The 22844-nt window shown below is 34.1% G+C and carries 20 protein-coding genes; all 20 read right to left on the reverse strand.

Annotated features, from left to right (window positions below; genetic code table 11):
• Positions 1-172 precede the first annotated feature (172 nt).
• Positions 173-1372: an NlpC/P60 family protein gene (locus tag GMA11_RS07885; protein WP_240328837.1), complete on the reverse strand. Its 1200-nt coding sequence runs from the start codon at positions 1370-1372 to the stop codon at positions 173-175.
• A 135-nt stretch (positions 1373-1507) separates the two neighbouring features.
• A complete protein-coding gene (gene purB / locus GMA11_RS07890; protein ID WP_163546621.1) occupies positions 1508-2806 on the reverse strand; it encodes an adenylosuccinate lyase in 1299 nt (432 codons plus the stop codon).
• 88 nt (positions 2807-2894) lie between these two features.
• Positions 2895-3782: an Hsp33 family molecular chaperone HslO gene (hslO, locus tag GMA11_RS07895; protein WP_163546622.1), complete on the reverse strand. Its 888-nt coding sequence runs from the start codon at positions 3780-3782 to the stop codon at positions 2895-2897.
• Between the two features lie 68 nt (positions 3783-3850).
• Positions 3851-5809 (reverse strand): ATP-dependent zinc metalloprotease FtsH, encoded by a 1959-nt coding sequence (ftsH, locus tag GMA11_RS07900; protein ID WP_163546623.1) that lies wholly within the window; start codon positions 5807-5809, stop codon positions 3851-3853.
• A gap of 133 nt (positions 5810-5942) precedes the next feature.
• A complete protein-coding gene (gene hpt, locus GMA11_RS07905) occupies positions 5943-6491 on the reverse strand; it encodes a hypoxanthine phosphoribosyltransferase (RefSeq protein WP_163546624.1) in 549 nt (182 codons plus the stop codon).
• Positions 6488-7774 carry a tRNA lysidine(34) synthetase TilS gene (tilS, locus tag GMA11_RS07910; RefSeq protein ID WP_163546625.1) on the reverse strand — a complete coding sequence of 429 codons (1287 nt, stop codon included), beginning with the start codon at positions 7772-7774 and terminating at the stop codon, positions 6488-6490. Before tilS ends, hpt begins: the two co-directional genes overlap by 4 nt.
• A 65-nt stretch (positions 7775-7839) precedes the next feature.
• A complete protein-coding gene (locus GMA11_RS07915; protein ID WP_163546626.1) occupies positions 7840-8313 on the reverse strand; it encodes a S1 domain-containing RNA-binding protein in 474 nt (157 codons plus the stop codon).
• 34 nt (positions 8314-8347) lie between these two features.
• Positions 8348-8704: a septum formation initiator family protein gene (locus tag GMA11_RS07920; RefSeq protein ID WP_163546627.1), complete on the reverse strand. Its 357-nt coding sequence runs from the start codon at positions 8702-8704 to the stop codon at positions 8348-8350.
• Between the two features lie 271 nt (positions 8705-8975).
• Positions 8976-10265 carry a uracil-xanthine permease family protein gene (locus GMA11_RS07925; protein WP_163546628.1) on the reverse strand — a complete coding sequence of 430 codons (1290 nt, stop codon included), beginning with the start codon at positions 10263-10265 and terminating at the stop codon, positions 8976-8978.
• A 238-nt stretch (positions 10266-10503) separates the two neighbouring features.
• Entirely contained in the window at positions 10504-11838 is a 1335-nt protein-coding gene (brnQ, locus tag GMA11_RS07930) for a branched-chain amino acid transport system II carrier protein (protein WP_163546629.1), read from the reverse strand.
• A 68-nt stretch (positions 11839-11906) separates the two neighbouring features.
• Positions 11907-13790 (reverse strand): ABC-F family ATP-binding cassette domain-containing protein, encoded by a 1884-nt coding sequence (locus tag GMA11_RS07935; protein ID WP_163546630.1) that lies wholly within the window; start codon positions 13788-13790, stop codon positions 11907-11909.
• Positions 13791-13851: 61 nt separating this feature from the next.
• Positions 13852-15867: a methionine--tRNA ligase gene (gene metG / locus GMA11_RS07940; protein WP_163546631.1), complete on the reverse strand. Its 2016-nt coding sequence runs from the start codon at positions 15865-15867 to the stop codon at positions 13852-13854.
• Positions 15868-15888: 21 nt separating this feature from the next.
• The gene (locus tag GMA11_RS07945) at positions 15889-16524 is read right to left on the reverse strand and encodes a redox-sensing transcriptional repressor Rex (protein ID WP_163546632.1); all 636 of its coding nucleotides are present in this window, start codon (positions 16522-16524) and stop codon (positions 15889-15891) included.
• A gap of 266 nt (positions 16525-16790) precedes the next feature.
• The gene (locus GMA11_RS07950; RefSeq protein ID WP_163546633.1) at positions 16791-18134 is read right to left on the reverse strand and encodes a glucose-6-phosphate isomerase; all 1344 of its coding nucleotides are present in this window, start codon (positions 18132-18134) and stop codon (positions 16791-16793) included.
• A gap of 13 nt (positions 18135-18147) precedes the next feature.
• The gene (locus GMA11_RS07955) at positions 18148-18528 is read right to left on the reverse strand and encodes a CvfD/Ygs/GSP13 family RNA-binding post-transcriptional regulator (RefSeq protein ID WP_163546634.1); all 381 of its coding nucleotides are present in this window, start codon (positions 18526-18528) and stop codon (positions 18148-18150) included.
• Positions 18529-18538: 10 nt separating this feature from the next.
• Complete coding sequence (locus GMA11_RS07960; RefSeq protein ID WP_163546635.1) at positions 18539-19126, reverse strand: peptidylprolyl isomerase; 588 nt, start codon at positions 19124-19126, stop codon at positions 18539-18541.
• 127 nt (positions 19127-19253) lie between these two features.
• Positions 19254-19619 carry a DUF956 family protein gene (locus tag GMA11_RS07965; protein WP_163546636.1) on the reverse strand — a complete coding sequence of 122 codons (366 nt, stop codon included), beginning with the start codon at positions 19617-19619 and terminating at the stop codon, positions 19254-19256.
• 21 nt (positions 19620-19640) lie between these two features.
• A complete protein-coding gene (locus tag GMA11_RS07970; protein WP_163546637.1) occupies positions 19641-20555 on the reverse strand; it encodes a PTS system mannose/fructose/sorbose family transporter subunit IID in 915 nt (304 codons plus the stop codon).
• A 15-nt stretch (positions 20556-20570) separates the two neighbouring features.
• A complete protein-coding gene (locus tag GMA11_RS07975; protein ID WP_163546638.1) occupies positions 20571-21383 on the reverse strand; it encodes a PTS mannose/fructose/sorbose transporter subunit IIC in 813 nt (270 codons plus the stop codon).
• A gap of 12 nt (positions 21384-21395) precedes the next feature.
• A complete protein-coding gene (locus tag GMA11_RS07980; RefSeq protein ID WP_163546639.1) occupies positions 21396-22382 on the reverse strand; it encodes a mannose/fructose/sorbose PTS transporter subunit IIB in 987 nt (328 codons plus the stop codon).
• Between the last annotated feature and the right edge of the window lie 462 nt (positions 22383-22844).

Genomic DNA, 22844 nt, shown 5'->3' on the forward strand with positions numbered 1-22844 from the left:
TATTTTAATCATACAACACCATTCTCAGTGGCAGAAAAAGAATGTGAAAAAGGTAGTGAATGGTTAATGCCATTCACTACCAACATACTCACTATTTCTCTCCACCAACACAATTTGACGAAGAGCCAAAATAAAAAGAACCACTAAAGAAATCTTTAGTGGTCTTTTTCAACTATTTTACACGAATGAAAACTGGACCTGAACCAACATAAGCTGTATTTACAACTGTTGTATTTCCATTCCATCCACCATGAACAGCCTTACCATTTCCAATATAAACAGCAATATGTGCTAAGCCCATACCACCATTTGCGTAATAAATCAAATCTCCTGGTTGAGCTTCAGCTGCTGAAACAACTGTTCCCAATGACATATAACCAATTGGCCAACCATGATAATTGATACCTGCTGCTCTTAATGCATTCGTTGCTAATCTTGTACAATCTTGCATCACACCTAATTGTGCCAAGGCTGCTGCTGCAATAGCTTGACCTTTAGCACTTGATGTTGCACCAATGGATACATCTGCTTGTGATGTAATCGATTGTTGAGATGATGTCGCTGTCGCAATACCTTGCCCCACTTGTTGTGCTGCCAAAGCATTACGTGTTTGTTGCTCTTTTGCTTGTTGTTCTTGTGCTGCTTTTAATTTCGCAATACGTTCTGCTTCTGCTTTTTTAGCTGCTTCTGCTTGACGAATTGCTTCGTCACGTTTTGCTTCTAAATCTTTTTTATCTTTCTCAGCACTTGCTTTTTCAATGGCAATCGAAGAAACGTATACTTCACGTTCTGCTTTTTTTACAGATAATTCATTTTGTAAGTCACTTAACTCTTTTGCATTTTGAGATTGTTCTACTAATTTTTTCTCAACTTCTACTTTTTTATTTTCAACACTTTCTTTATCACGTACTTGTTGTTCACGCATTTCCGCTCCAGATGTTACTAATGCAGAAATAGCATTGAAACGCTCGATAGCATCTACAATAGAACGAGAACTTAAAATAACCCCTAGATAGTTTTCTAATGTATTTTCTGTTTGCTCTGCACGTGCTTGTGTTTGTAATTTAACCGTGCGTTTAGCAATAATTTCTTCTAAAGTTTTAATATCTTCTGTTAATGTTGTTAACGTTTTTTGCGTTTGTGTCATTGCTTCTTGTAATTGAGCAGATTTTTCTTCTGCTTCAGTAATTTGTGCCGACACATTTGCCAATTCTTTTTCAGCTTCACTTAACTTATTTGTTAAATTCTCAACTTGATTTTTTGCTTTCTCAATTTGACTATTTACATCTTCGGCATAAGCCATATAAGGTGTTACAACTGATGTTACAGTTAATGATGCAACAGCCAATACTGTCAATAATTTCTTATTCAAGTCTATTCCTCGCTTCGTGAGTATGACAAAATCATACATATATTGTTACATTATACATTTTAACACAATATATACTGAATACATGCCTTTTTACGAAATTGTTTTCACTTTGTAATATAAATGTAACAAAAGATACTAATCGAGTAATCCTACTCGTTTAAAAATAGTATCTACTTGTTTTAAATGGTAATGATAGTCGAAAGCATCGTCTAAATCTTCTTTCGTTAAGACAGCCATAATTTCTGACTGAGCTTCTAAAATCGGTCTAAAAGCTGTTTGATTATCCCATGCTTTTGCTGTACAAGGCTGAACCAAATCATATGCTTGTTCACGACTCATTCCTTTATCAATCAGTTTCAGTAAAACACGTTGTGAATAAATAAGACCAAATGTTGCATCCATATTACGTTTCATATTTTCAGGAAATACCGTTAAATTTTTTACAATATTTGCAAAACGATTTAACATATAATTTAACAGTGATGTACTATCTGGTAATATAATACGTTCTGCTGAGGAATGTGAAATATCACGTTCATGCCACAAAGCAACATTTTCATAAGCTGTTACCATATGCCCACGAATAACACGAGCAATACCACACATGTTTTCTGAACCAATAGGATTACGTTTATGAGGCATAGCCGAAGATCCTTTTTGACCTTTAGCAAAATATTCTTCAACTTCCCTTGTTTCAGATTTTTGCAATCCACGAATTTCAACAGCAAAATTTTCAATACTTGTTGCGATTAAAGCTATTGCTGATAAATAATCTGCATGTAAATCTCGTGGTAAAACTTGTGTTGACACTTCTTGAGGACGAATGCCTAATTTTTGACAAACGTACGCTTCTACTTCTGTTGGAATATTTGCAAAAGTCCCTACAGCCCCACTAATTTTTCCTGCTTCTACACCTTTGGCTGCATGTTCAAAACGTTCGATATTTCGCTTCATTTCAGAATACCAACGGGCCATTTTCAATCCAAATGTTGTTGGTTCTGCATGTACACCATGCGTACGTCCCATACATACCATATCTTTATAGGTAATTGCTTTTTCTTTTAATACATTCAAAAAATTCTCTAAATCTTTTCTTAAAATATCATTAACTTGTTTTAACTGATAGCCATAAGCTGTATCCACAACATCTGTACTCGTTAATCCATAATGCACCCATTTTTTTTCATCACCTAAAGATTCTGATACAGCACGTGTGAATGCCACCACATCATGTCTTGTTTCTTCCTCAATTTCTAAAATACGTTCAATAGAAAATGTTGCATTTTTTCTAATTTTTTCAACATCTTCTCTTGGAATTTCACCTAATTCTGCCCAAGCTTCATCAGCTAAAATTTCTACTTCTAACCATGTTTGATAACGATTTTCCTCTGACCATACTTTTGCCATTTCTGGACGTGTGTAACGTGATAACATACAATACATTCCTTTCGCTTATGATTACCTTTATAACATACATAAAAAAACAATGTTAAGCAAGTATAAACATTGTTTTTTTCATTCTTTATGCTTTTGTTTCAATTGATTGTATCAATTCTTGTAAATCCTCTTCAGAAAAATAATATTTATCATTACAATAATGACATACAATCTCAGCGCCTTTATCTTGTTCCTTAATTTCTTTTAAATCCTCTAGTCCAAGTGTTAATAAGCCTGCTTCAAATTTTTCTCGTGTACAGTCACAATGGAAAGCAACTGGTAATGTTTCTAAAATATTCACATGCTCTTTTCCAAGCACCCATTCTAATAGTTCTTCTGGTTTACAGCCTGAATCCATTAAATCTGAAATTTGAGGCATTTTTTGAATACGATTTTCTATCTCAGTAATCACATCATCAGTGGCACCTGGCATCACTTGTATCATAAATCCACCGGCTGTTTTGACGCTATCATCGGTATCCACTAAAACACTCACACCAACGCATGACGGTGTTTGTTCAGAAAGTGCCATATAATATGTAAAATCTTCACCCAATTCTCCATCAATAATTGGTACTTGCCCAGAAAAAGGTTCTTTTAATCCTAAATCTTTACGAACGGTTAGCGTTCCTTGTGTACCAACAGCACCACGTACATCTAACTTGCCATATACATTTAACGGTAAGGATAAATTAGGATTTTGAATATATCCTCTTACTTGTCCACTACCATTGCTATCGACTACAATTTTACCCGCCGGTCCATCTCCTTTAACTTCAACCGTTAATTTTTCTTCTCCTTTTAAATTATAGCCTAATAATAAAGCACCAATCATCGTTCTACCTAAAGCAGCCGTTGAAGTATGCCACGTATCATGACGTTTTTGGGCTTCTTTAACCGTCTGTGTTGCATCAACAGCAAATGCGCGAATTTGCCCGTCAAATGCCAATGCTTTTACAAAATAATCCGACATATTTATATATTCCTTTCATGAAAAATGGCGTTAAGTGGCACGACGTGCCACTTAACGCATTCATTCGTTTATGCTTCTTGTTCTTTTATATTTTCTTCTGATGTTTCTTCCACTACTTTTTCACTTGGATAGTCAACCTCTTCTGGCATTTTTCCAGTTTCAAATAATGTTTTAATTGCACGACCATCAATCGTTTCAAGTTCAATTAATTTTTCCGCAATTAAATCTAATTGTGTTTTATGTTTTTCTAAAATGTGACGTGCTTTTTGTTTTGCTTGATTCATAATATCAATAACTTCTTTATCAATCGCACTCGCTGTATTATCAGAGTAATGTCTATTTGTCATAAAACCATTATTATCTAATTTATAATCAACCATACCAAGCTTATCACTCATCCCATAAACCATAACCATAGAACGTACAATTTGAGATGCCTGTTCAATATCATTACTTGCACCTGTTGAAGATTCATTAAAAATTAACTCCTCTGCTGCACGTCCCGCAAGCAAACCAACTACTCTATGGAATAATTCTTCTCTTGAGTAGACAACTTGATCTTCTTTTGGAACAGAAATCACGTATCCTGCTGCACGCCCACGTGGTACAATCGTCACTTTATGGACATCTTGTGCAGATGCTAATACTAGACCGGCAATGGCATGTCCTGCTTCATGGTAAGCAACAACACGATTTGCTTTTTCTGTTCTCACACGATCACGTTTTGCCAAACCGGCTATAATACGATCTTGTGCTTCATCTATATCTTCCGCATCAATCATTTTTTTGTTTAAACGAGCCGCAATAAGTGCCGCTTCATTTAATAAGTTTGCTAAATCAGCACCTGAAAATCCCGGTGTTTTTTCTGCAATATCTTTTAAATGAACATCTTTAGCCATTGGTTTTTTTCGTGCATGAACAGCTAAAATTTCTTCACGTGCTTTCACATCTGGATTACCAACTAAAATTTTTCTATCAAAACGTCCTGGACGTAGCAAGGCTGGGTCTAAAACATCTGAACGGTTTGTTGCAGCAATAACAATAACACCTTCATTACCTTCAAACCCATCCATTTCAACTAACATTTGGTTTAATGTTTGTTCACGCTCATCGTTTCCGCCACCCATACCAGCTCCACGGCGACGACCTACTGCATCAATTTCATCAATAAAAATAATTGCTGGTGCAGATTTTTTTGCTTTTTCAAACAAATCACGTACACGACTTGCACCAACCCCAACAAACATTTCCACAAACTCAGAACCTGAAATAGAATGGAATGGTACATTTGCCTCACCGGCAACTGCTTTTGCCAATAATGTTTTACCAGTTCCTGGAGGGCCTTCTAATAAAACACCAGAAGGTATTCTAGCTCCCAAGGCTGTAAATTTACGAGGGTCTTTTAAAAATTCAACAATTTCTAATAATTCTTGTTTCTCTTCTTCTGCACCGGCAACGTCAGTAAAACGTACTTTACTTGGTTTACCTTGTGTATCTTCAGGACGTAATTTCCCAAAACTCATTGGATTACGGCCTCCGGCACCACCCATATTGCCCATCATGCTAAACATGAAGAAAATAAGAACAGCTGTTGGAATTAAATTGGCTAAAACAGAAATCCAAATACCTGATTGATCTCTTTGCTCTGCTTTGACTTCTACACCTTTTTCCAATGATAATTTTTCAATCGTTTCTTTCATGTATTCAGAATTACTAATGTAAAGTTTAAACTTTTTAACTTTAGATTGACCAGAACCTAAAAAGTTTGTAAAAATACCTGTTTCAACAGCTTTAACATCAATAGATTCTTTCAACTCACCCGTAACTTCAACCGCATCATCTACAGGTTGTGTTTTTATGCTCTTGACATTATTTTTTTGTAATTGCTCAAATAATTCTGTCGTTGTAATGGCATTTTGCCCTGATGACGTGCTCCCGCCCGTTGCCAGAGAGAAAAAGCCCCAAACGACTGTTATACACAAGAGCAAATACAACACATTGCTTCCTATAAAGCGTTTTTTATTCATTTATACCTCCTACATGCCATATTGTCATGTTTCAAACTATCTTCAATCTATTCTTACGCTAACAGCGTCACGTTATATCTTAGCATAATTGATTTTAAAAATACATCAATTTGCAAAAAATCAACCTTTAGTCTTAGTCTTTTTCTGAATAGACAGATTCTTTTAATACACCGATATATGGTAAGTTACGATATAGTTGAGCATAATCTAATCCATAACCAACAACAAACTCATTTGGAATTTCAATACCTACATAATCTGCATCTAATGAAACAACTCGTCTTTCTGGTTTATCTAATAAGGTCACGACTTTAATAGACTCTGCTTTACGGTATTCAAACAATTCTTTCAATTTCATCAATGTTCTACCTGTATCCACAATGTCTTCAATTAAAATCAAGTGACGTCCTTCAACAGATGTATCTAAATCTTTCAAGATTTTGACATAACCAGAAGACTCTGTTTCATCCCCGTAACTACTCACATCAATAAAATCAAGTTCTAAAGGAATAGACATATTTCGTACTAAATCTGTCATAAACATAATACACCCTCTTAAAACTCCTACGATTAAAGGCTTTTTCCCGTCATATTCTGCTGACAATTGTTCACCTAAACGTTTTACACACTCTTCTAATTCTTCTTTTGTCACAAGAACTTTTTCAATATCTTCATGTATCATGATTTTTCTCTCTTTCTATAAATAATATATCGCTCACTTATTTTACCAGTTTCTCTAAAATTAGACAATCGTTGACAACGCTCATCTAAAATCGCTAAAACATCATTTTTTTTATTTACAATTAAATAAATACTATCTCGTTCACTTTTAGGTATTTTTTCGTCAATAAAAATACGATTGATTTTTTTTGAAAAAGTACCTAAACACATCTTATCTCCTGTTTGTCGTGTTCGTATAGTCAATGGCAAATCATCTATGGATACCGGACAAATAGCATGCTCTGTACTATCAGACACATATAAGCAATAATCTTGTATATCCACTGTGTCATCTTCGGTCATATTTAGTGCTTTATACTGGTGATTCGTTTTTCGTTCTAGAAATCCATTCCCGTAACGATTAACGCATTGCCATCCATTTTTTAAATCACACACTTTTTCTCCTGCTGTATGATTAAGTAGATTCAAAACGTCCTCAATAGCACTCTTTGTCACGAGTTGATGTTGCCGAAGCCATTTAACAATAATTTGTTTTTGTAGATAAGTTGGCAAAGTTCTGAATGTTTCTCCTTGAATACAATTCTTTTGCACAACATGCTCATACGTATGAACGATATGCTCATTAGCAATCTGTAGCACATCTATTAATTCTTTTGAAAAATCTTCTATATGTTTTGAAAATTGATGATTTTCTTTTTTTAATAGTGGCAAAATATGGTGTCTAAAACGATTTCTTGTATAAGCATCAGAATGATTGGTACTATCTTCTAAATAGTCAATTCTATGATTTTTTGCATAGTCCATCAACATTTCTTTTCCATATAATAATAAAGGACGAACGAGTTGACAATTTTCAGTAAAAAATCGTACTTGTTGCATACCTACCAAGCTCTCAAGACTACTCCCTCGAACGAGTTTCATCATGATTGTTTCAACTTGATCGCCTAAATGATGGGCCGTCACAAGATGCGTACATTGGTGCTCTTGAACAATTTTTTTCAAAAATCCATAGCGATACGTTCTTGCTTCGTCCTCAGAAAGAAGAGTTGGAATATCCTCATTGGTTACGAACGGAATACCTTCCCTTCGACAAACATTCTGAATAAGTTGAATATCCTTATATGCCTCTTGACGAATACCGTGATTGACATAAGCTACCAATGCTCTAGGACGATTTTTTAACTGTATATATAAATCAAGTAATACCATGGAATCTACTCCTCCTGAAATCGCCAATAAGAGCTTGCTCGTTTTATTCCAAAAATGCGGTAACTCTACTGTCATAATAATCTCCATTCAATAAAAGATAAAAGCCCCTCCTAACAATAGGCTAGGATAGGGGTTCTTTTTTAACTACGACGTCCACCACGTCCACCACGTTTTCCTTCTGTATTACGTTTTAAAGAAAGCAATCTTTCATCACTATCTTTTAAGAAGGCACTCATTAACGCATCAAAATCATCTTGTTTTTTTACTTCTTTTGGTTTTTGTGGTGCTTTTGATTGAAATGACGGACGTTCTTTAAAACTTGTGTGGTTTTCGGATTGTTGTTTTTTAAATTTAGGTTTAGATTGTTCAGAAGCTGGTTTTTCAATCGTTTGTTTAATGGATAAACTAATTTTTCCATCTGGAGAAATATTTGTCACTTTTACATTCACTGTATCTCCAACAGCCAACACATCGTTGACATCATTAACAAACGTATCTGACACTTCACTGATATGCACAAGCCCTGTTTGATTATTTTCCAACTGTACAAATGCTCCAAATTTTGTAATGCTTGTCACTTTACCAGACAATTTATTTCCTACTTCAACTACCATAAAATGATATTTCCTCCACTATACATTAAATTGTTTATTCTTTGTTTTCTTGCTCTTCCCTTTTCTGTTCTTGCTTTAATAACATGTTTTCACTTGGAATATTAAAAATGATTTCATCTTTTGTTCCCATAAATCCTCTGCTTCTAGCGAGTTTCAAAATATAATCATCATCGTTTAGCAAATCCACTTGGGCTTGTAATTCCATTTTCTGAACTTCAGCTTTTTCCTTATCCGCCTGAACATTTTTAAGGGTTTGTTGAAATTCTTGATTTTGTTTCACATTTTGCCATATTTGAAAAACCAATAAGCCTGCCAACACACTACTAATAAGCAACCATATAAACACTCGATTGGTGGCGTGCTTTGCACTATTTTTATTTACTTTTGCCATATAAAAGCTATCAGTGATAGCACTATCCTCCTATCTTGCCTATACAATTTTATAGTTACTAAAAGTATAGCAAGTTTTGAATAATTTTGTCTATGATAAAACGTAATTTTTTTATAATTTATTAAAAAATACATTTTATCAATATATATGTACACTATAAAACACCGCTCTTTTTGGATATTCCCTACAAAAAATACGTTAAATAGCCCGTGACTATTTAACGTATACGTCTTTTGTGTAAAATCTATTTAGTATCAAAGATGCCTCTTATTTATAACACTTCTTTTCCTGCTTCGCCTTTTTTATTTGGTAAAATTAAATTCAAAATAATCCCCGCTAAAGCACTTAGTGCTGTTCCTGATAGTGTCAATTCTGGTGTTACTTGTAAAACCGCTCCACCAAGTCCTAAAACCAACATTGCACTTGCGATAATTAAATTTTTAGATAAACCAAAGTCTACTTTTGCTTCAATCAACACTTTTAAACCATTACTTGCAATAACTCCATATAAAAGAATAGACATCCCACCGATAACTGCCGTTGGAATAGTAGAAATAAGTGCTGTAAATTTACCTAATGTACTCAACCCAATCGCAATCAATGCAGCGTTACGAATAACAGATACAGAAGCAATACGTGTCATACCAATGACACCCGTATTTTCTCCGTATGTTGTATTAGCTGGTCCTCCCAAAAAGGCTGATACAGAGGTTGCTACACCATCTCCAATTAACGTCCATTTTAATCCTGGATCTTTCAAAAATTGTCGTTTACAAATTTCACCTAATACTGTGTGATCTCCAATATGCTCTGAAATCGTCACAATCGCAATCGGAACGATTGCCAATGATTCTGCTCCAAAATCTAATGTATATGATTTAAACCATGGTGTTGCAAATGGTAAAGAAAAATCAGGAATACTAATCCATGGTGCACTCACTACGGCAGAAAAATCAACTAATCCAACAAATATCGCGACAATATATCCCGCTAAAATACCTAGTAAGAACGGAATAATTTTGAAAAAGCCTTTTGCCGTTGTATTGATATAAGCTGTCACTAGAAATGTTGCGACTGCAACAAAAATTTGTTTCAAATCAGCATCTTTTATAAAACCTGCATTTGTTACGGCTGAATTTGCTAAACCTAATCCAATAACCATAATCATTGGTCCAATCACAATAGGTGGTAATAATTTATCTACCCATTTTGTCCCAATTACACTAATCACACCGGCAATCAATACATAAACAAAACCAACTAAAATAATACCTGTTTGTGCCGCTGAAATATCCCCATTTTTTTGTTGAATAGCTAAACTCATTGCACTAATATACGCAAACGAAGAACCTAAATAAACAGGAACTTTTGCTCTTGTAGCAAGTATATAGATCAATGTCCCTAATCCACTACAAAACAACGCTACTGATACAGACATGTTCAGTAAAATCGGTACTAAAATCGTTGCACCAAACATCGCAAAAATATGTTGCACACTCAATAATAATCCCATTTTCCATTCCGGCTTTTGATGCACGTCTAATAATAATTTCTTTTCCATATTTTCCTCCTATATTTTTGGGCATAAAAAAAGCCCGAAATAATGGTATTCGGCCTGAAAAATTTGATTATTCAATTCTTTCTTTGTTATCTCACGGAATAACGTTAAAGACCTATACAACAAAACTATATCATTTTTTTAATATTTATGCAAGATGTACACCCTTAGTCTAATTGAATAATAATTATACCCTAAAAATAAGCAACGTGAAGTAACCTCGTCACTTCACGTTGCTTGTTTATTTATGTACCATAACTGAAAAATCAAAAGGTTCTCCGAGCTGTCTATTAGGCAAGACACATGCAATCAGCATACATACTATATCCGGTAATAGCCAACCCAATGATTGTTTCGTCAGTGGCAACTGTGCCAATACCTCTGAAATACCACTCACTTTAATCACAGAGAAAATAGAAATGAATACAACCACTCCCACGGTTAATTGCATACCAAATTTAGACATTGCGATAAACTTATTCACAATCACAAGCAATACAATACTAATCGCAATCGGATATAATATCAATAAAACTGGAACTGAATATTTAATCACATTACTTAATCCTAAATTAGCAATGGCTAAGCCTACTAATGTAAATACTCTTGCATACATTTTATAACTAATTTTTGAATATAACTCACTGAAAAATTCACTGGCAGATACAATTAAACCTACTGTTGTTGTAAAACACGTTAAAATAACCATACCTCCTAAGAAATATTGGCCTACCGAACCAAATAAATCTTTCGTAATTTCTGTCAATAAATAAGCACCCTTGTTGATGTCACTATTCGACAAAACCTCTTGTGGAACAGGAAATTTATTTCCTAATAGCCCTAATCCTACATAAAAAACACTAAATCCAATTGCTACTAAAATACCTACACCCCAAATAGTTTGTAAATACTCTTTTTTTGATTGAAACCCAAACTGTTTCAATGTTTGTAACGCAACTACACAAAAAGCAATGGCTGCTAATGCATCTAAGGTATTATATCCTTCAATAAATCCTGTTAAAAAAGGCGCTTGAACATACTCTGGACTAGCTATTGATACTGGATTTTGATGATATTTCATAATACCTAATACCATCACAACCACAATCATAAGAGCAAACATCGGTGTTAAAATTTTACCAACACTTTTTAAAATACTATTTGGATTAACCGATAATAAATACGCACATCCAAAATACAATACAGTAAAAATAAACAAACCTATTTGTAAACTATTTTCAGGCATGAATACTTTTACACCAATTTCAAATGATGTTGTCGCTGTACGTGGAATAGCAAAAAATGGACCAATCGTTAAATATAAAGCAGATAAAAATAAGGCAGAAAACCATTTTGATATTTTCCCCTCTATTTCTTTTTTATAGCCATCTTTTCCAAGTGTTCCAATAATTAGAGTTAAAACAGCGACACCCACTCCTGATAATACAAACCCTGTCATTGCAGGCCAAAAATATTGTCCAGAATATAATCCTAATGCTGGTGGAAAAATTAAATTTCCTGCACCAAAGAAAATACCAAATAACAACAAAGCTGTTAAAAAACTTTTCTTTAACATAGTTCCTCCATTTATTTTATCATTTTGTTCATTATAAAAGATATGATAACCGTTTTCAATATAGATTTTTAGGCATCATAAAATGTACTTAAATATTCCCAGCGCTCCATTTTATCTAAGAGTAAGGCTTCTTTCTCTTCTAGCTCAAGCTGTAATGACTGCAATATATCAAATGCACTTGCTTGTTGTACCATTTCTTCCTGAATTTTTGCAATTTCTTGTTCTAAATGAGTAATATCATCCTCAATCGTTTCCCAATCTTTTTTCTCTTGATACGTCATACGCTTTTTCACTGTTTTTTGTTCTTGTTCAACGAGCGATCTTGCCTTTTCTCTTTTTTCATGGACATTCTCTATTTTCTTTTTCTCTAAATAATCCGTCATACTTCCAATAAATGTATCGTATTGTCCATTCCCATTTAATACAATAAGTTTATCTGTTGTTCTGTCTAAAAAATATCTATCATGTGACACAACAATCACAACACCGGAAAAAGTGTCTAAGTAATCTTCCAATACTTGTAACGTCGCAATATCTAAATCATTTGTTGGTTCGTCCAATAGTAATACATTAGGCTTTTGAATAAGCAACTGCAATAAATATAAACGTCTTTTTTCTCCTCCCGATAATGTTCCGATAAGAGCACCATGCATATGACGAGGAAATAAAAATGTTTCCAGTAATTCTGTCACACTCATTTTTTGCCCTTGTCCTACTTCAACTTCCTCTGCTACTTCTTGCATATAAGTAACCACTCGTTTATCTTCTGGCAAGTCGTCTGATAATTGTTTGTAATAGGCAATTTTAACAGTTTCTCCAACTTTAAATAAACCACTTGTAAAGGGTAGATTTTGTGCAAATGCGTGTAGCAAGCTCGTTTTACCAACACCGTTTTCTCCAACAATTCCTAATCTATCATGCGTTTGAACAATATATGTAAAATCTTCCACAACCGTATGTTCTCCTACGGTTAAAGTAACCTGTTCACACTCAAAGACACGTTTTCCTAATCGTGAGCCTTCTACATTCAATGACATCGTTTGTGTTTCGACTTTATTTTTGACTTGTTCTTCAATCTCTTTAAAACGATGAATACGTGCCTGTTGTTTTGTCGTTCTTGCTTGTGCTCCTTGACGCATCCACGCTAATTCACTAGTATACAATTTTTCCATTTTAGCGTGCATACGCTCTTGAATAGCTTGTCTTTGAGATTTTTGCTCTAAATACGTTTCGTAATTTCCCTCATAAACCTCAATTTTTCCATTTATCAATTCAAACATTTTGGTTACAGCACGTTCTAAAAAATACCGATCATGCGTGACTAAAATCAATGCTCCTTTATACTGCGCTAAATATTGTTCAAGCCATTCAATACTTTCATAATCTAAATGGTTTGTCGGCTCATCTAAAAGTAACAAATCAGGCTCTTCAATTAACACTTGAGCTAATCCCACACGTTTTCTTTGACCACCCGAAAGTGTACTAATTTTTTGCGTTAAGTCTAGAATACCTAATTTTGTTAAAATCGTTTTAATTTGAACCTCGTACTGCCAAGCATTCGTTTGCGTCATATGCTGCTCTGCGTGTGTGTATTGTTTTTGATAAACTGGATTTTCAGGATCTTGCTCTAGTGTCAAAACAGCCTGCTCATATTGTTTAACCACTTGTAATAAAGGTGCATCTCCATTATAAACCGCTTCAAAAACCGTATCCTGCTCAGATAAAAATGGGTTTTGCTTTAAATAACCAATTCTAAAGTCATTGGCACATTCAATCTCTCCACTATCTGCTACATCTTCTCTACTTAAAATAGACATCAAAGAACTTTTTCCAGTTCCGTTTTGTCCAATTAGTCCTATATGTTCACCTTCACGAATATGAAATGAAACACCATTTAATAAAGTTTTAATGCCATATGTTTTATGTAAATCAATTACTTTAAAATCTTTCATGATAACTCCTAATCAAAAGAACAGCGTTAAACCGAGTTCGGTTTAACGCTGCATTTACTCATTATGCTACTGTTGAACCAATTTGTGATTCTTCTGGAGCAAAAACAACTTGTAGTTGACCGTCTTTCTCAGCAGATAAAATCATACCTTGACTAATATGCCCTCTTAGTTTACGTGGTTTTAAATTTGCAACAATCACAACTTTTTTCCCTATAAACTCTTCAGGATTTGGATACCATTGCGCAATACCAGATAGTATTTGACGATGTCCTCCTTTATCACCTGCATCTAGTCTGAATTTTAATAGTTTATCAGCGCCCTCAACACGTAAACAATCAACAACTTGCGCGACTTTTAATTCAATTTTATCAAAATCTTCATAAACAATCGCATCTTTTTGACAACTTAATTCTGTTTTTTCAGGTTCAAAAACCTCTACCTCTTCTTTTACTGGTGCTCCTGCTGCCATACGTTCTTTAATATACGCAACTTCTATATCCATATCTAAACGTGGGAAAATCGGTTCTCCTTTTTCCACAACTTTTGTGTTGACTGGAATAACACCAAATGTGTGCATAGACGGATAATCTTTTAATGTTTCATTTTCAATACATAGTTGCTCAAAAATACGTTTTGGTGTATCTACTAAAAATGGTTGTAAAGAAACAGCAATAATACGTAAACTTTCTGCTAAATAGTTCATTGTACGTGCCAATTCCTCTTGTCTTGTGTCGTCTTTTACTGCTGCCCATGGTGTTGTTTCGTCAATATATTTATTTGTACGAGAAACAAATTTCCAAATAGCTGTTAATGCCACTGAAAATTGCATATTATCCATTGCTTGTTCGACTTCATCAATCATATCTTTTGACGCTTGTATCAGTTCTGAATCATAATTAGAAACAGGTTGTGTAAAACTTGGAATCACACCGCCACAATATTTATTGATCATCGCAATCGTACGATTTAATAAATTCCCCAAATCATTTGCTAAGTCATAGTTAATACGTTCTACAAAAGATTCTGGTGTAAAAATACCGTCTGAACCAAATGGTACTTCACGTAATAAATAATAGCGCAACGCGTCTAATCCATAACGTTCAATTAATGTATTTGGATCAACAACATTTCCTTTTGATTTAGACATTTTCCCGTCTTTCATCAATAACCAACCGTGTGCAAAAATTTTCTTAGGTAATGGTAAATCAAGTGCCATTAACATAATCGGCCAATAAATCGTATGGAAACGAACAATTTCTTTTCCAATAAAATGCACATCTGCTGGCCAATATTTGTTAAAGAGTGTTTCATCATCTGAACCATATCCTAAAGCCGTAATATAGTTTGATAATGCATCAATCCATACGTAAATAACATGTTTTGGATCATTTGGTACTTTAATACCCCAATCAAACGATGTACGCGATACCGCTAAATCTTCTAAACCCGGTTTAATAAAATTGTTAACCATCTCATTACGACGTGATTCTGGTTGAATGAAATCTGGGTGTTCTTCATAATATGCCAATAATCTATCTGCATATTTACTCATTCTAAAGAAATAGGATTCTTCTTTCACAAGTTGTACTTCATGACCGCTCGGCGCAATACCACCAATCATTTTTCCGTTTTCATCACGAAACACTTCTTGTAATTGTGATTCTGTAAAATATTCCTCATCAGATACAGAATACCACCCTTCGTACTCACCTAAATAAATATCTCCATTATCAACTAATTTTTGGAAGATTTTTTGAACAGATTCTTTATGTCTTGTCTGTGTCGTACGAATAAAATCGTTATAAGAAATATCCAATAATTCCCACAACGATTTAATACCATGAATAATATTATCTACAAATTCTATTTCAGTAACTCCAGACTCTTGCGCTTTTTGCTGGATTTTTTGTCCGTGCTCATCTGTTCCTGTTAAAAAATAAGTATCAAATCCTTGTAATTTTTTATAACGTATCATTGCATCACTTGCAACCGTTGTATAAGCATGCCCTATATGCAGATTCCCACTCGGATAATAAATAGGCGTTGTTAAATAAAAAGTTTTCTTGTCTTTTGCCATACGATTCCTCCTTATTTTATATTATTCAACATTATCCAAGAAATAAATCAATGTTTGTAATTCATTTGTTAAGTCAACATTTTGTACACGTACACCTTCTGGCACAGATAAACGTAGTGGTGTAAAGTTTAAAATCCCTTTTACACCTGCTTTTACGGCTATTTCTGCTGTTTCTTGAGCAACAGTTTGTGGTACCGTTAAAATGATAATATCAATTTTTTGTATTTTTAACTGCTTTTCCATATCATTCATATCATATATAGGTACACCACTTTGAATTGTACCAACAATGTCTTTTGACACATCGAACGCTGCACTAATACGCACACTATTACTTTGTTGGAAATTATAATTTAACAACGCATGTCCTAAATTCCCAACACCAACAAGCGCCACATGTGCCAGTCGATCTTGATTTAATGTTTTATTGAAAAAGGCTAATAAAGCCTCAACATCATACCCATACCCTCGTTTTCCAAGTTCTCCAAAATGTGAAAAATCACGGCGTATAGTCGCACTATCTACTTTAATAATCTCACTTAATTCAGCAGATGAGATTCTTGTTTTACCAGAGTCTAATAATAACTGTAAGTAACGATGATACAAAGGTAAACGTTTAACCGTAGCATTTGGAATTTTACTTATATTTTCACTCATCTCAATGCCCTCGTTTTCTTAAATATTCTATATTGATATTACTATACTTTAGTGAAAAAAACTACAAAAAGAAATCAATTTGTCTAATTATAACAAATAAATTCACTCATATCTATTCCATATATACGAATATCAACATGAATGCGAACAAATAATGTACAAAACGTTTGTCCTTTATAAAAAGAATACTAATGTGCATGGTACCAGACATCATATCAAATGAAAAAAGGTAGTAAAAACGAATTTTCCACTACCTTTGTTCTATTTTATAATTTTTGTTCTAATTCTGCTTTTAAATCTTCAAAACCAGGTTTCCCTAATAATGCAAACATATTTTTCTTATACGCTTCAACTCCTGGTTGGTCAAATGGATTAACACCATTTAAATAACCTGAAATAGCCACCGCAATTTCAAAGAAATACATCAAATATCCTAATGTATAAGCACTTGTATCTGGAATTGTAACCAATAGGTTTGGAACACCTCCGTCAGTATGAGCCAATAATGTACCCTCATAAGCTTTTGTATTCACAAAGTCTACTTCTTTTCCTTGCAAATAACCTAATCCATCTAAATCTTCTTCGGTTACTGGGATTGTAACAGATCGTCTTGGTTTATCTACTTTAATAACTGTTTCAAACAAGTTACGTTGTCCCTCTTGAATGTATTGTCCCAATGAATGTAAATCTGTTGAGAAGTTTGCACTAGATGGGTAAATACCTTTTTGGTCTTTCCCTTCTGACTCACCAAATAATTGTTTCCACCATTCAGAGAAATATTGTAAACTTGGTTCATAGTTAATTAATAACTCTGTCACTTTACCTTTACGGTATAAAATATTACGAATTGCTGCATATTGATACGCTTCATTTGTTTCTAAAGCATCCTCTTGATAATCTAACATTGCTTGCTTAGCACCAGACATCAGTCCGTCAATATCAGCACCTGTCACAGCTATTGGTAATAATCCCACAGGCGTTAGAACTGTGAAACGTCCACCTACACTATCCGGAATAACAAATGTTTTATAACCTTCTGCATCAGCTTCATGTTTCAATGCACCACGTGCGGCATCCGTTGTAGCATAAATGCGTTTTTTTGCTTCTTCTTGTCCATATTTTTTTATCAATAACTCTTTAAATACACGGAAAGCAATCGCTGGTTCGGTTGTTGTACCAGATTTAGAAATCACATTCACAGAAAAATCTCTATCACCAATAATATCAATTAAGTCATATAAATAGGTTGAACTAATACTATTTCCTGCAAAGAATACTTGTGGTGTTTTACGGTTCGGGTCTAAATTATAAAAACTGTGATTTAAGAAATCAATGGCTGCTTTAGCACCTAGATATGAACCTCCAATACCAATCACAACTAAAACATCTGAATCCGATTGAATTTTTTTAGCAGCTTCTTTAATACGTGCAAATTCTTCTTTATCGTATGTTTCTGGTAAATCCACCCAACCTGTAAAATCAAAACCTGCACCTGTTTTTTCACGTAAATCTCTATTCGCTGTTGATACAGCTGATTGTAAATAACGTAATTCATGCCCTCCAAAGAAAGAGAGTGCTTTTTTATAATCAAATGTTATATGTTTTCCCATGTTTCTACCTCCATTATTCTTGATGTGTCTGTTGATTGATTAACTCCTGAGCTTCATCAATCCATTCAGGTAATTTTTGACGCAGTGTTTCAAATCCTAATTGATTAGTATAAACATCACGCCGTCTTTTCTTTCGTACCACTTGCTTAGGAACCGGAATTTTTTCTAACGCACGTAACGACAAACTGATTTTCTTCGTATATTCATCAACATCAATGACCATGGCACGTACCGTTTGCCCCAAAGTCAAAAAACCTTGTACATTTTGTATATATCCATGTGTACATTCTGAAATATGAATTAAACCTTGTTCGTCCTGACCAAGACTAACAAAAATTCCATAAGGCTGAACCCCTGTTACTGTCCCTTCTATAATGTCACCAATTTTATACATAGGCAACACCTTATAATTCTTCAATAGATAAAATGGCAATATCTTCTAAAGGTCTATCTTGAGCACCTGTTTTTGCTTGTTCAATAGCATACACAACATCCATGCCACTTTTCACTTGCCCAAAAACAGTATGTCTTTGATCTAACCAAGGTGTCCCACCATTTTTAGCGTATTCTTCAATCGCTTCTTTTGGCCAACCTCCTTTTTCTAATTGTGATAACATATGTGCCGGCACATGTTTAGCTGTAACAATAAAAAATTGACTCCCATTAGTATTTGGTCCAGCATTTGCCATAGATAATGCTCCATTAAAATTAAATGCGTCTAAAGAAAACTCATCCTCAAATTTTTCTCCATAAATTGATTCACCACCCATACCTGTTCCAGTAGGATCTCCTCCTTGAATCATAAAGTCTGAAATAACTCGATGGAAAATAACACCATTATAATAACCTTGTTTTGCTAAACCTACAAAGTTCGCTACTGTTTTTGGCGCAACATCTGGAAATAAGCGTAAAACAATATCTCCTTTGGTTGTTTTCATCAACACTTGTATTTCATTTTGTGTTTGTGTTTCTAATTGTGGATAATTTGTCATCTATCTCGCTCCTTATCATTCTCATATCTCATATATCATACCTAATTTTAAAAGATTTTTCATCTTTTTTTATTTCTTATGACAAAAAAACTCTCTATAAAGTCATACGGCTTTATAGAGAGTTCTATTATTTTCTTTTAAATAAGGATTTTAAAGAAAGAAACGGTACATTTTTGATGATTTTATCATTACCTAAATATTCACGCATGATTTTTAATGCTTTGCCTGCATCTTTGACAACAAAGTTAAAACTACCATTTTTCTTAGTGTCAACAAAAAAACCGCGAATATAACGATTATTGAAATACAGTTGAGCTCTTACCTTATCAATTTCTTGCCATGGAATTTGCACAAAATCATTCGGATTTTTTTCATAATAAAACTCAATCGCTTTATCACCAATTAAAATGGAACCATTTTTAGCTGTAATGCCACTGTGAAAAGAATTTGCTTTTGTTGTAAAATCTACTTTTGTATTTTGTGATACGACCATTTCATATTATCCTTTCATGTCTTAGAAAATACCTACTAAATGTCCTAAGATACCCACAATAAATAATCCGAAGATGATAAGAATTGGGTTTACTTTTTTCTTCAATAACCACATACACAAGAACGTTAATAATAACGCTGCAAAACCTGGAATTAACTGATTCAAGTTATCTTGTAATGTTGTGACTTTTTCTGGAGAAATTGCTTTTCCGCTTGCCACTTCTCCTAAAATTTGTTGTAATTGTTCACTAGTAATGTTACCTTTCGGGAACTCCACATACGCTCCTTCAGATAATTTTACTGTTGATACTACCATTGGGAAGTTAATAGACGTCCAACGTTGTACTAAAATCCCCATAACAAACATCCCTAAAATAGATGCTCCTTTTGTAATAGTTTGTAATAAACCACCAGATAAATCTTTTGTGATTTCTGAACCTTGTTTATACCCAAACTCTTGTGTATACCATAAGAACGATACACGAATAACATTCCATACGATAAAGAAGAATAATGGGGCAATAATAGAGCCACCAGTTGCCAATGATGCTGCAATCGCACCTAAAATTGGACGTACTGTAAACCAGAATACTGGATCACCAATACCTGCTAAAGGTCCCATCATACCGACTTTAACCCCTTGAATAGCAGAATCATCAATACTTGCACCATTTGCACGCTCTTCTTCTAAAGCTAATGTTACCCCTAAAATTGGTGCTGCAATATATGGATGTGTATTGAAAAATTCTAAGTGACGTTTTAACGCTGCTGAACGTTCTTCTTCTGTGGTATATAATTTTTTCAAAGCAGGAATTAAAGCGTATGCCCAACCACCATTTTGCATACGTTCATAGTTCCAAGAACCTTGTAAAAGTTGTGAACGAAGCATAACATGACGACGGTCTTTTTTTGTTAATGTTACTTTATTTTCTGTCATACTCTATACCTCCTCTTAATAATCATTCAAAATATCGCCTAAAGGATCACCAGAAACTTGTGAACCCCCTGCGCCGCTATTCCCACCATTTTTAGATAAATTCAAGTAGATAATAGCTAGTGCCAGACCGATAATACCTGTTGCAATCAAAGTCAATTCGTTTAATGGTGCTAATGCAAATCCAAGGAAGAAGAATGGCCATACTTCTTTTGTTGCCATTAAGTTAATAACCATTGCATACCCTACGGCTACAACAAATCCTCCACCGATTGCCATACCTTCAGTAAACCATGCTGGTAGTGAACCTAATACATCTTTTACTGTTTCAGAAGGTACAAATAGTAATAATCCTGACGGTATCATTACACGTAATCCTTGACCTGCTAAGGCAATTAAATGCCACATTGTTACGCCTCTAAAATTACCTTTTTCTGCAGCTTTATCTGCTTGGTGAACAAGTACAACAGAAACAGTTCTCATCACCATTGTTAACACTAGACCAACTGTTGCTAATGTAATCGCTGAAGCAATCGCTACTTGGCGTCCTGCTACATCAAAATTACCTGCTTTTACATAAATAATCGCTGAAGCAACAGAAGCAAATGCTGCGTCTGGTGCAATAGCAGCACCAATATTAGACCAACCCATTGCAATAAATTGTAATGCCCCACCTAAAATAATACACTCACTTAAATGTCCTGTTGCTAATCCAACTAATGAACACGCAATAATCGGTTGATGAAATTGAAATTGGTCTAAAACACCTTCCATACCCGCCAAAAATGCTACAACGAGAACTAAAATTGTTGAAATTACATTAAATTCCATAATTTCCTCCTATTATAATGATAAGCCTTCAGATGCTTTAGCAGAAATCAATTTAAATAAATCTGCTTGTTTATCTGCTGGAACTTTTCTAACATCAAATTTAACACCTAAATCGGCTAATTTTTTATACGTGTTAACATCTTCTTGATCAACTGATAACGAACTGCTAATAAGCACTTTCCCAACAGAGTGCGCCATTGACCCAATGTTTAATTCTTTAATATCAACACCTTGTTCAACAACTGCTAGCACATCTTGTGGATTTTCAAATAATAATAATGCCTTTGTGTCACCAAAACGTGTATCTTTTGTGACTTCTACTAATTTTTTCAATGGAATAACATGTGCTTTTACACCCGGAGGGGCAGCTTGTTCAATCAGTTTTTTGCGTAACTCATCTTGAGATACTTTATCAGATACAACAATAATACGATCAGGGTTCGTTGTTTTTGTCCATGTTGTTGCAACTTGTCCGTGTAATAAACGCGTATCGACACGAGCAAGAACAAATTTAATATGTCCATCACCTAGTACCGTCCCTTCAGGAATAGCTCCTAGACGTTCTTCTTTTTGTGCTACTGGTTGTTGTTCAACAACTGGTTGTAGCTCTTCAGGTTTTACTTTTACAGCTTCTTGAGCTGTTGGAAGAATCGCTTTAGCAATATCATGAGCTTTTGTCATTGTAAAACGACTTGCATAGCTTTCCATTAACATCGGTAAATTTAAGCCTGCAACAATCGCTCTTGTTTCTGGGGATTCTTCAAACAAAATATTTGCTTGATTAAATGGGCTACCACCCCATAAATCCACTAAAAACAACACTTCTTCAGTGTCAAATTTAGCCATTGCTTCACGAAGTTTTCGTTGCAAATCTTCAGGTCCCTCACTCGGCATAAATGCAACTGCTTCAACTTGTTCTTGTTCACCAAAAATCATTGATGCAGATTGTTTTATTCCTAATGCAAATTCTCCATGACTTGCAATAATAATACCTACCATCAAAATACCTCCTTTGATTTTTCTTCTGAAATTATAAATAATTTCTATTTCAGAATATCAAAAAGAATACGAATGTAAATAGTTTTTTTTATTCAATGCTCTAAAATGACAAAATAATGAGAGGAAAGTAACAGAGTACCGTAAAATCACTGTTAAATAAATGAATTCAGAAAATGGCACGTTCTATTTTCTGAAAAGTTGATATATTAAAACCGCATAAAATCAAGGTTTTGTGTATTTTTTCTCAAATTTTATTTTCAAAAAATCTTTATCTAGTAAAAAATCCCTTTTGGTATAAATCCACCATTTTTTAAATATATCTATGTGTTTATAATTAAAGGCTCTATAATAAATCGTGTTGGTGGGAATAATCCACCAACACGATTTTGTATATAAAAGTGGACAAAAAAAGAGAAATACCTGTATGATTAAATCACCACAATTAAACAAGGAGGTATTTCT

It is taken from the genome of Granulicatella sp. zg-ZJ (assembly GCF_010892355.1).
Lineage (GTDB): Bacteria > Bacillota > Bacilli > Lactobacillales > Aerococcaceae > WM01.

Coding starts and splice junctions, on each gene's coding strand:
- GMA11_RS07955 (WP_163546634.1), bottom strand. CDS start 18,528: ATGTATAAAATTGGTGACATTATAGAAGGGACAGTAACAGGGGTTCAG.
- brnQ (WP_163546629.1), bottom strand. CDS start 11,838: ATGTTAAAGAAAAGTTTTTTAACAGCTTTGTTGTTATTTGGTATTTTC.
- hpt (WP_163546624.1), bottom strand. CDS start 6,491: ATGATACATGAAGATATTGAAAAAGTTCTTGTGACAAAAGAAGAATTA.
- GMA11_RS07925 (WP_163546628.1), bottom strand. CDS start 10,265: ATGGAAAAGAAATTATTATTAGACGTGCATCAAAAGCCGGAATGGAAA.
- GMA11_RS07980 (WP_163546639.1), bottom strand. CDS start 22,382: ATGGTAGGTATTATTATTGCAAGTCATGGAGAATTTGCATTAGGAATA.
- GMA11_RS07960 (WP_163546635.1), bottom strand. CDS start 19,126: ATGACAAATTATCCACAATTAGAAACACAAACACAAAATGAAATACAA.
- GMA11_RS07950 (WP_163546633.1), bottom strand. CDS start 18,134: ATGGGAAAACATATAACATTTGATTATAAAAAAGCACTCTCTTTCTTT.
- GMA11_RS07945 (WP_163546632.1), bottom strand. CDS start 16,524: ATGAGTGAAAATATAAGTAAAATTCCAAATGCTACGGTTAAACGTTTA.
- GMA11_RS07965 (WP_163546636.1), bottom strand. CDS start 19,619: ATGGTCGTATCACAAAATACAAAAGTAGATTTTACAACAAAAGCAAAT.
- GMA11_RS07915 (WP_163546626.1), bottom strand. CDS start 8,313: ATGGTAGTTGAAGTAGGAAATAAATTGTCTGGTAAAGTGACAAGCATT.
- GMA11_RS07920 (WP_163546627.1), bottom strand. CDS start 8,704: ATGGCAAAAGTAAATAAAAATAGTGCAAAGCACGCCACCAATCGAGTG.
- ftsH (WP_163546623.1), bottom strand. CDS start 5,809: ATGAATAAAAAACGCTTTATAGGAAGCAATGTGTTGTATTTGCTCTTG.
- GMA11_RS07970 (WP_163546637.1), bottom strand. CDS start 20,555: ATGACAGAAAATAAAGTAACATTAACAAAAAAAGACCGTCGTCATGTT.
- hslO (WP_163546622.1), bottom strand. CDS start 3,782: ATGTCGGATTATTTTGTAAAAGCATTGGCATTTGACGGGCAAATTCGC.
- purB (WP_163546621.1), bottom strand. CDS start 2,806: ATGTTATCACGTTACACACGTCCAGAAATGGCAAAAGTATGGTCAGAG.
- metG (WP_163546631.1), bottom strand. CDS start 15,867: ATGGCAAAAGACAAGAAAACTTTTTATTTAACAACGCCTATTTATTAT.
- GMA11_RS07935 (WP_163546630.1), bottom strand. CDS start 13,790: ATGAAAGATTTTAAAGTAATTGATTTACATAAAACATATGGCATTAAA.
- GMA11_RS07975 (WP_163546638.1), bottom strand. CDS start 21,383: ATGGAATTTAATGTAATTTCAACAATTTTAGTTCTCGTTGTAGCATTT.
- tilS (WP_163546625.1), bottom strand. CDS start 7,774: ATGACAGTAGAGTTACCGCATTTTTGGAATAAAACGAGCAAGCTCTTA.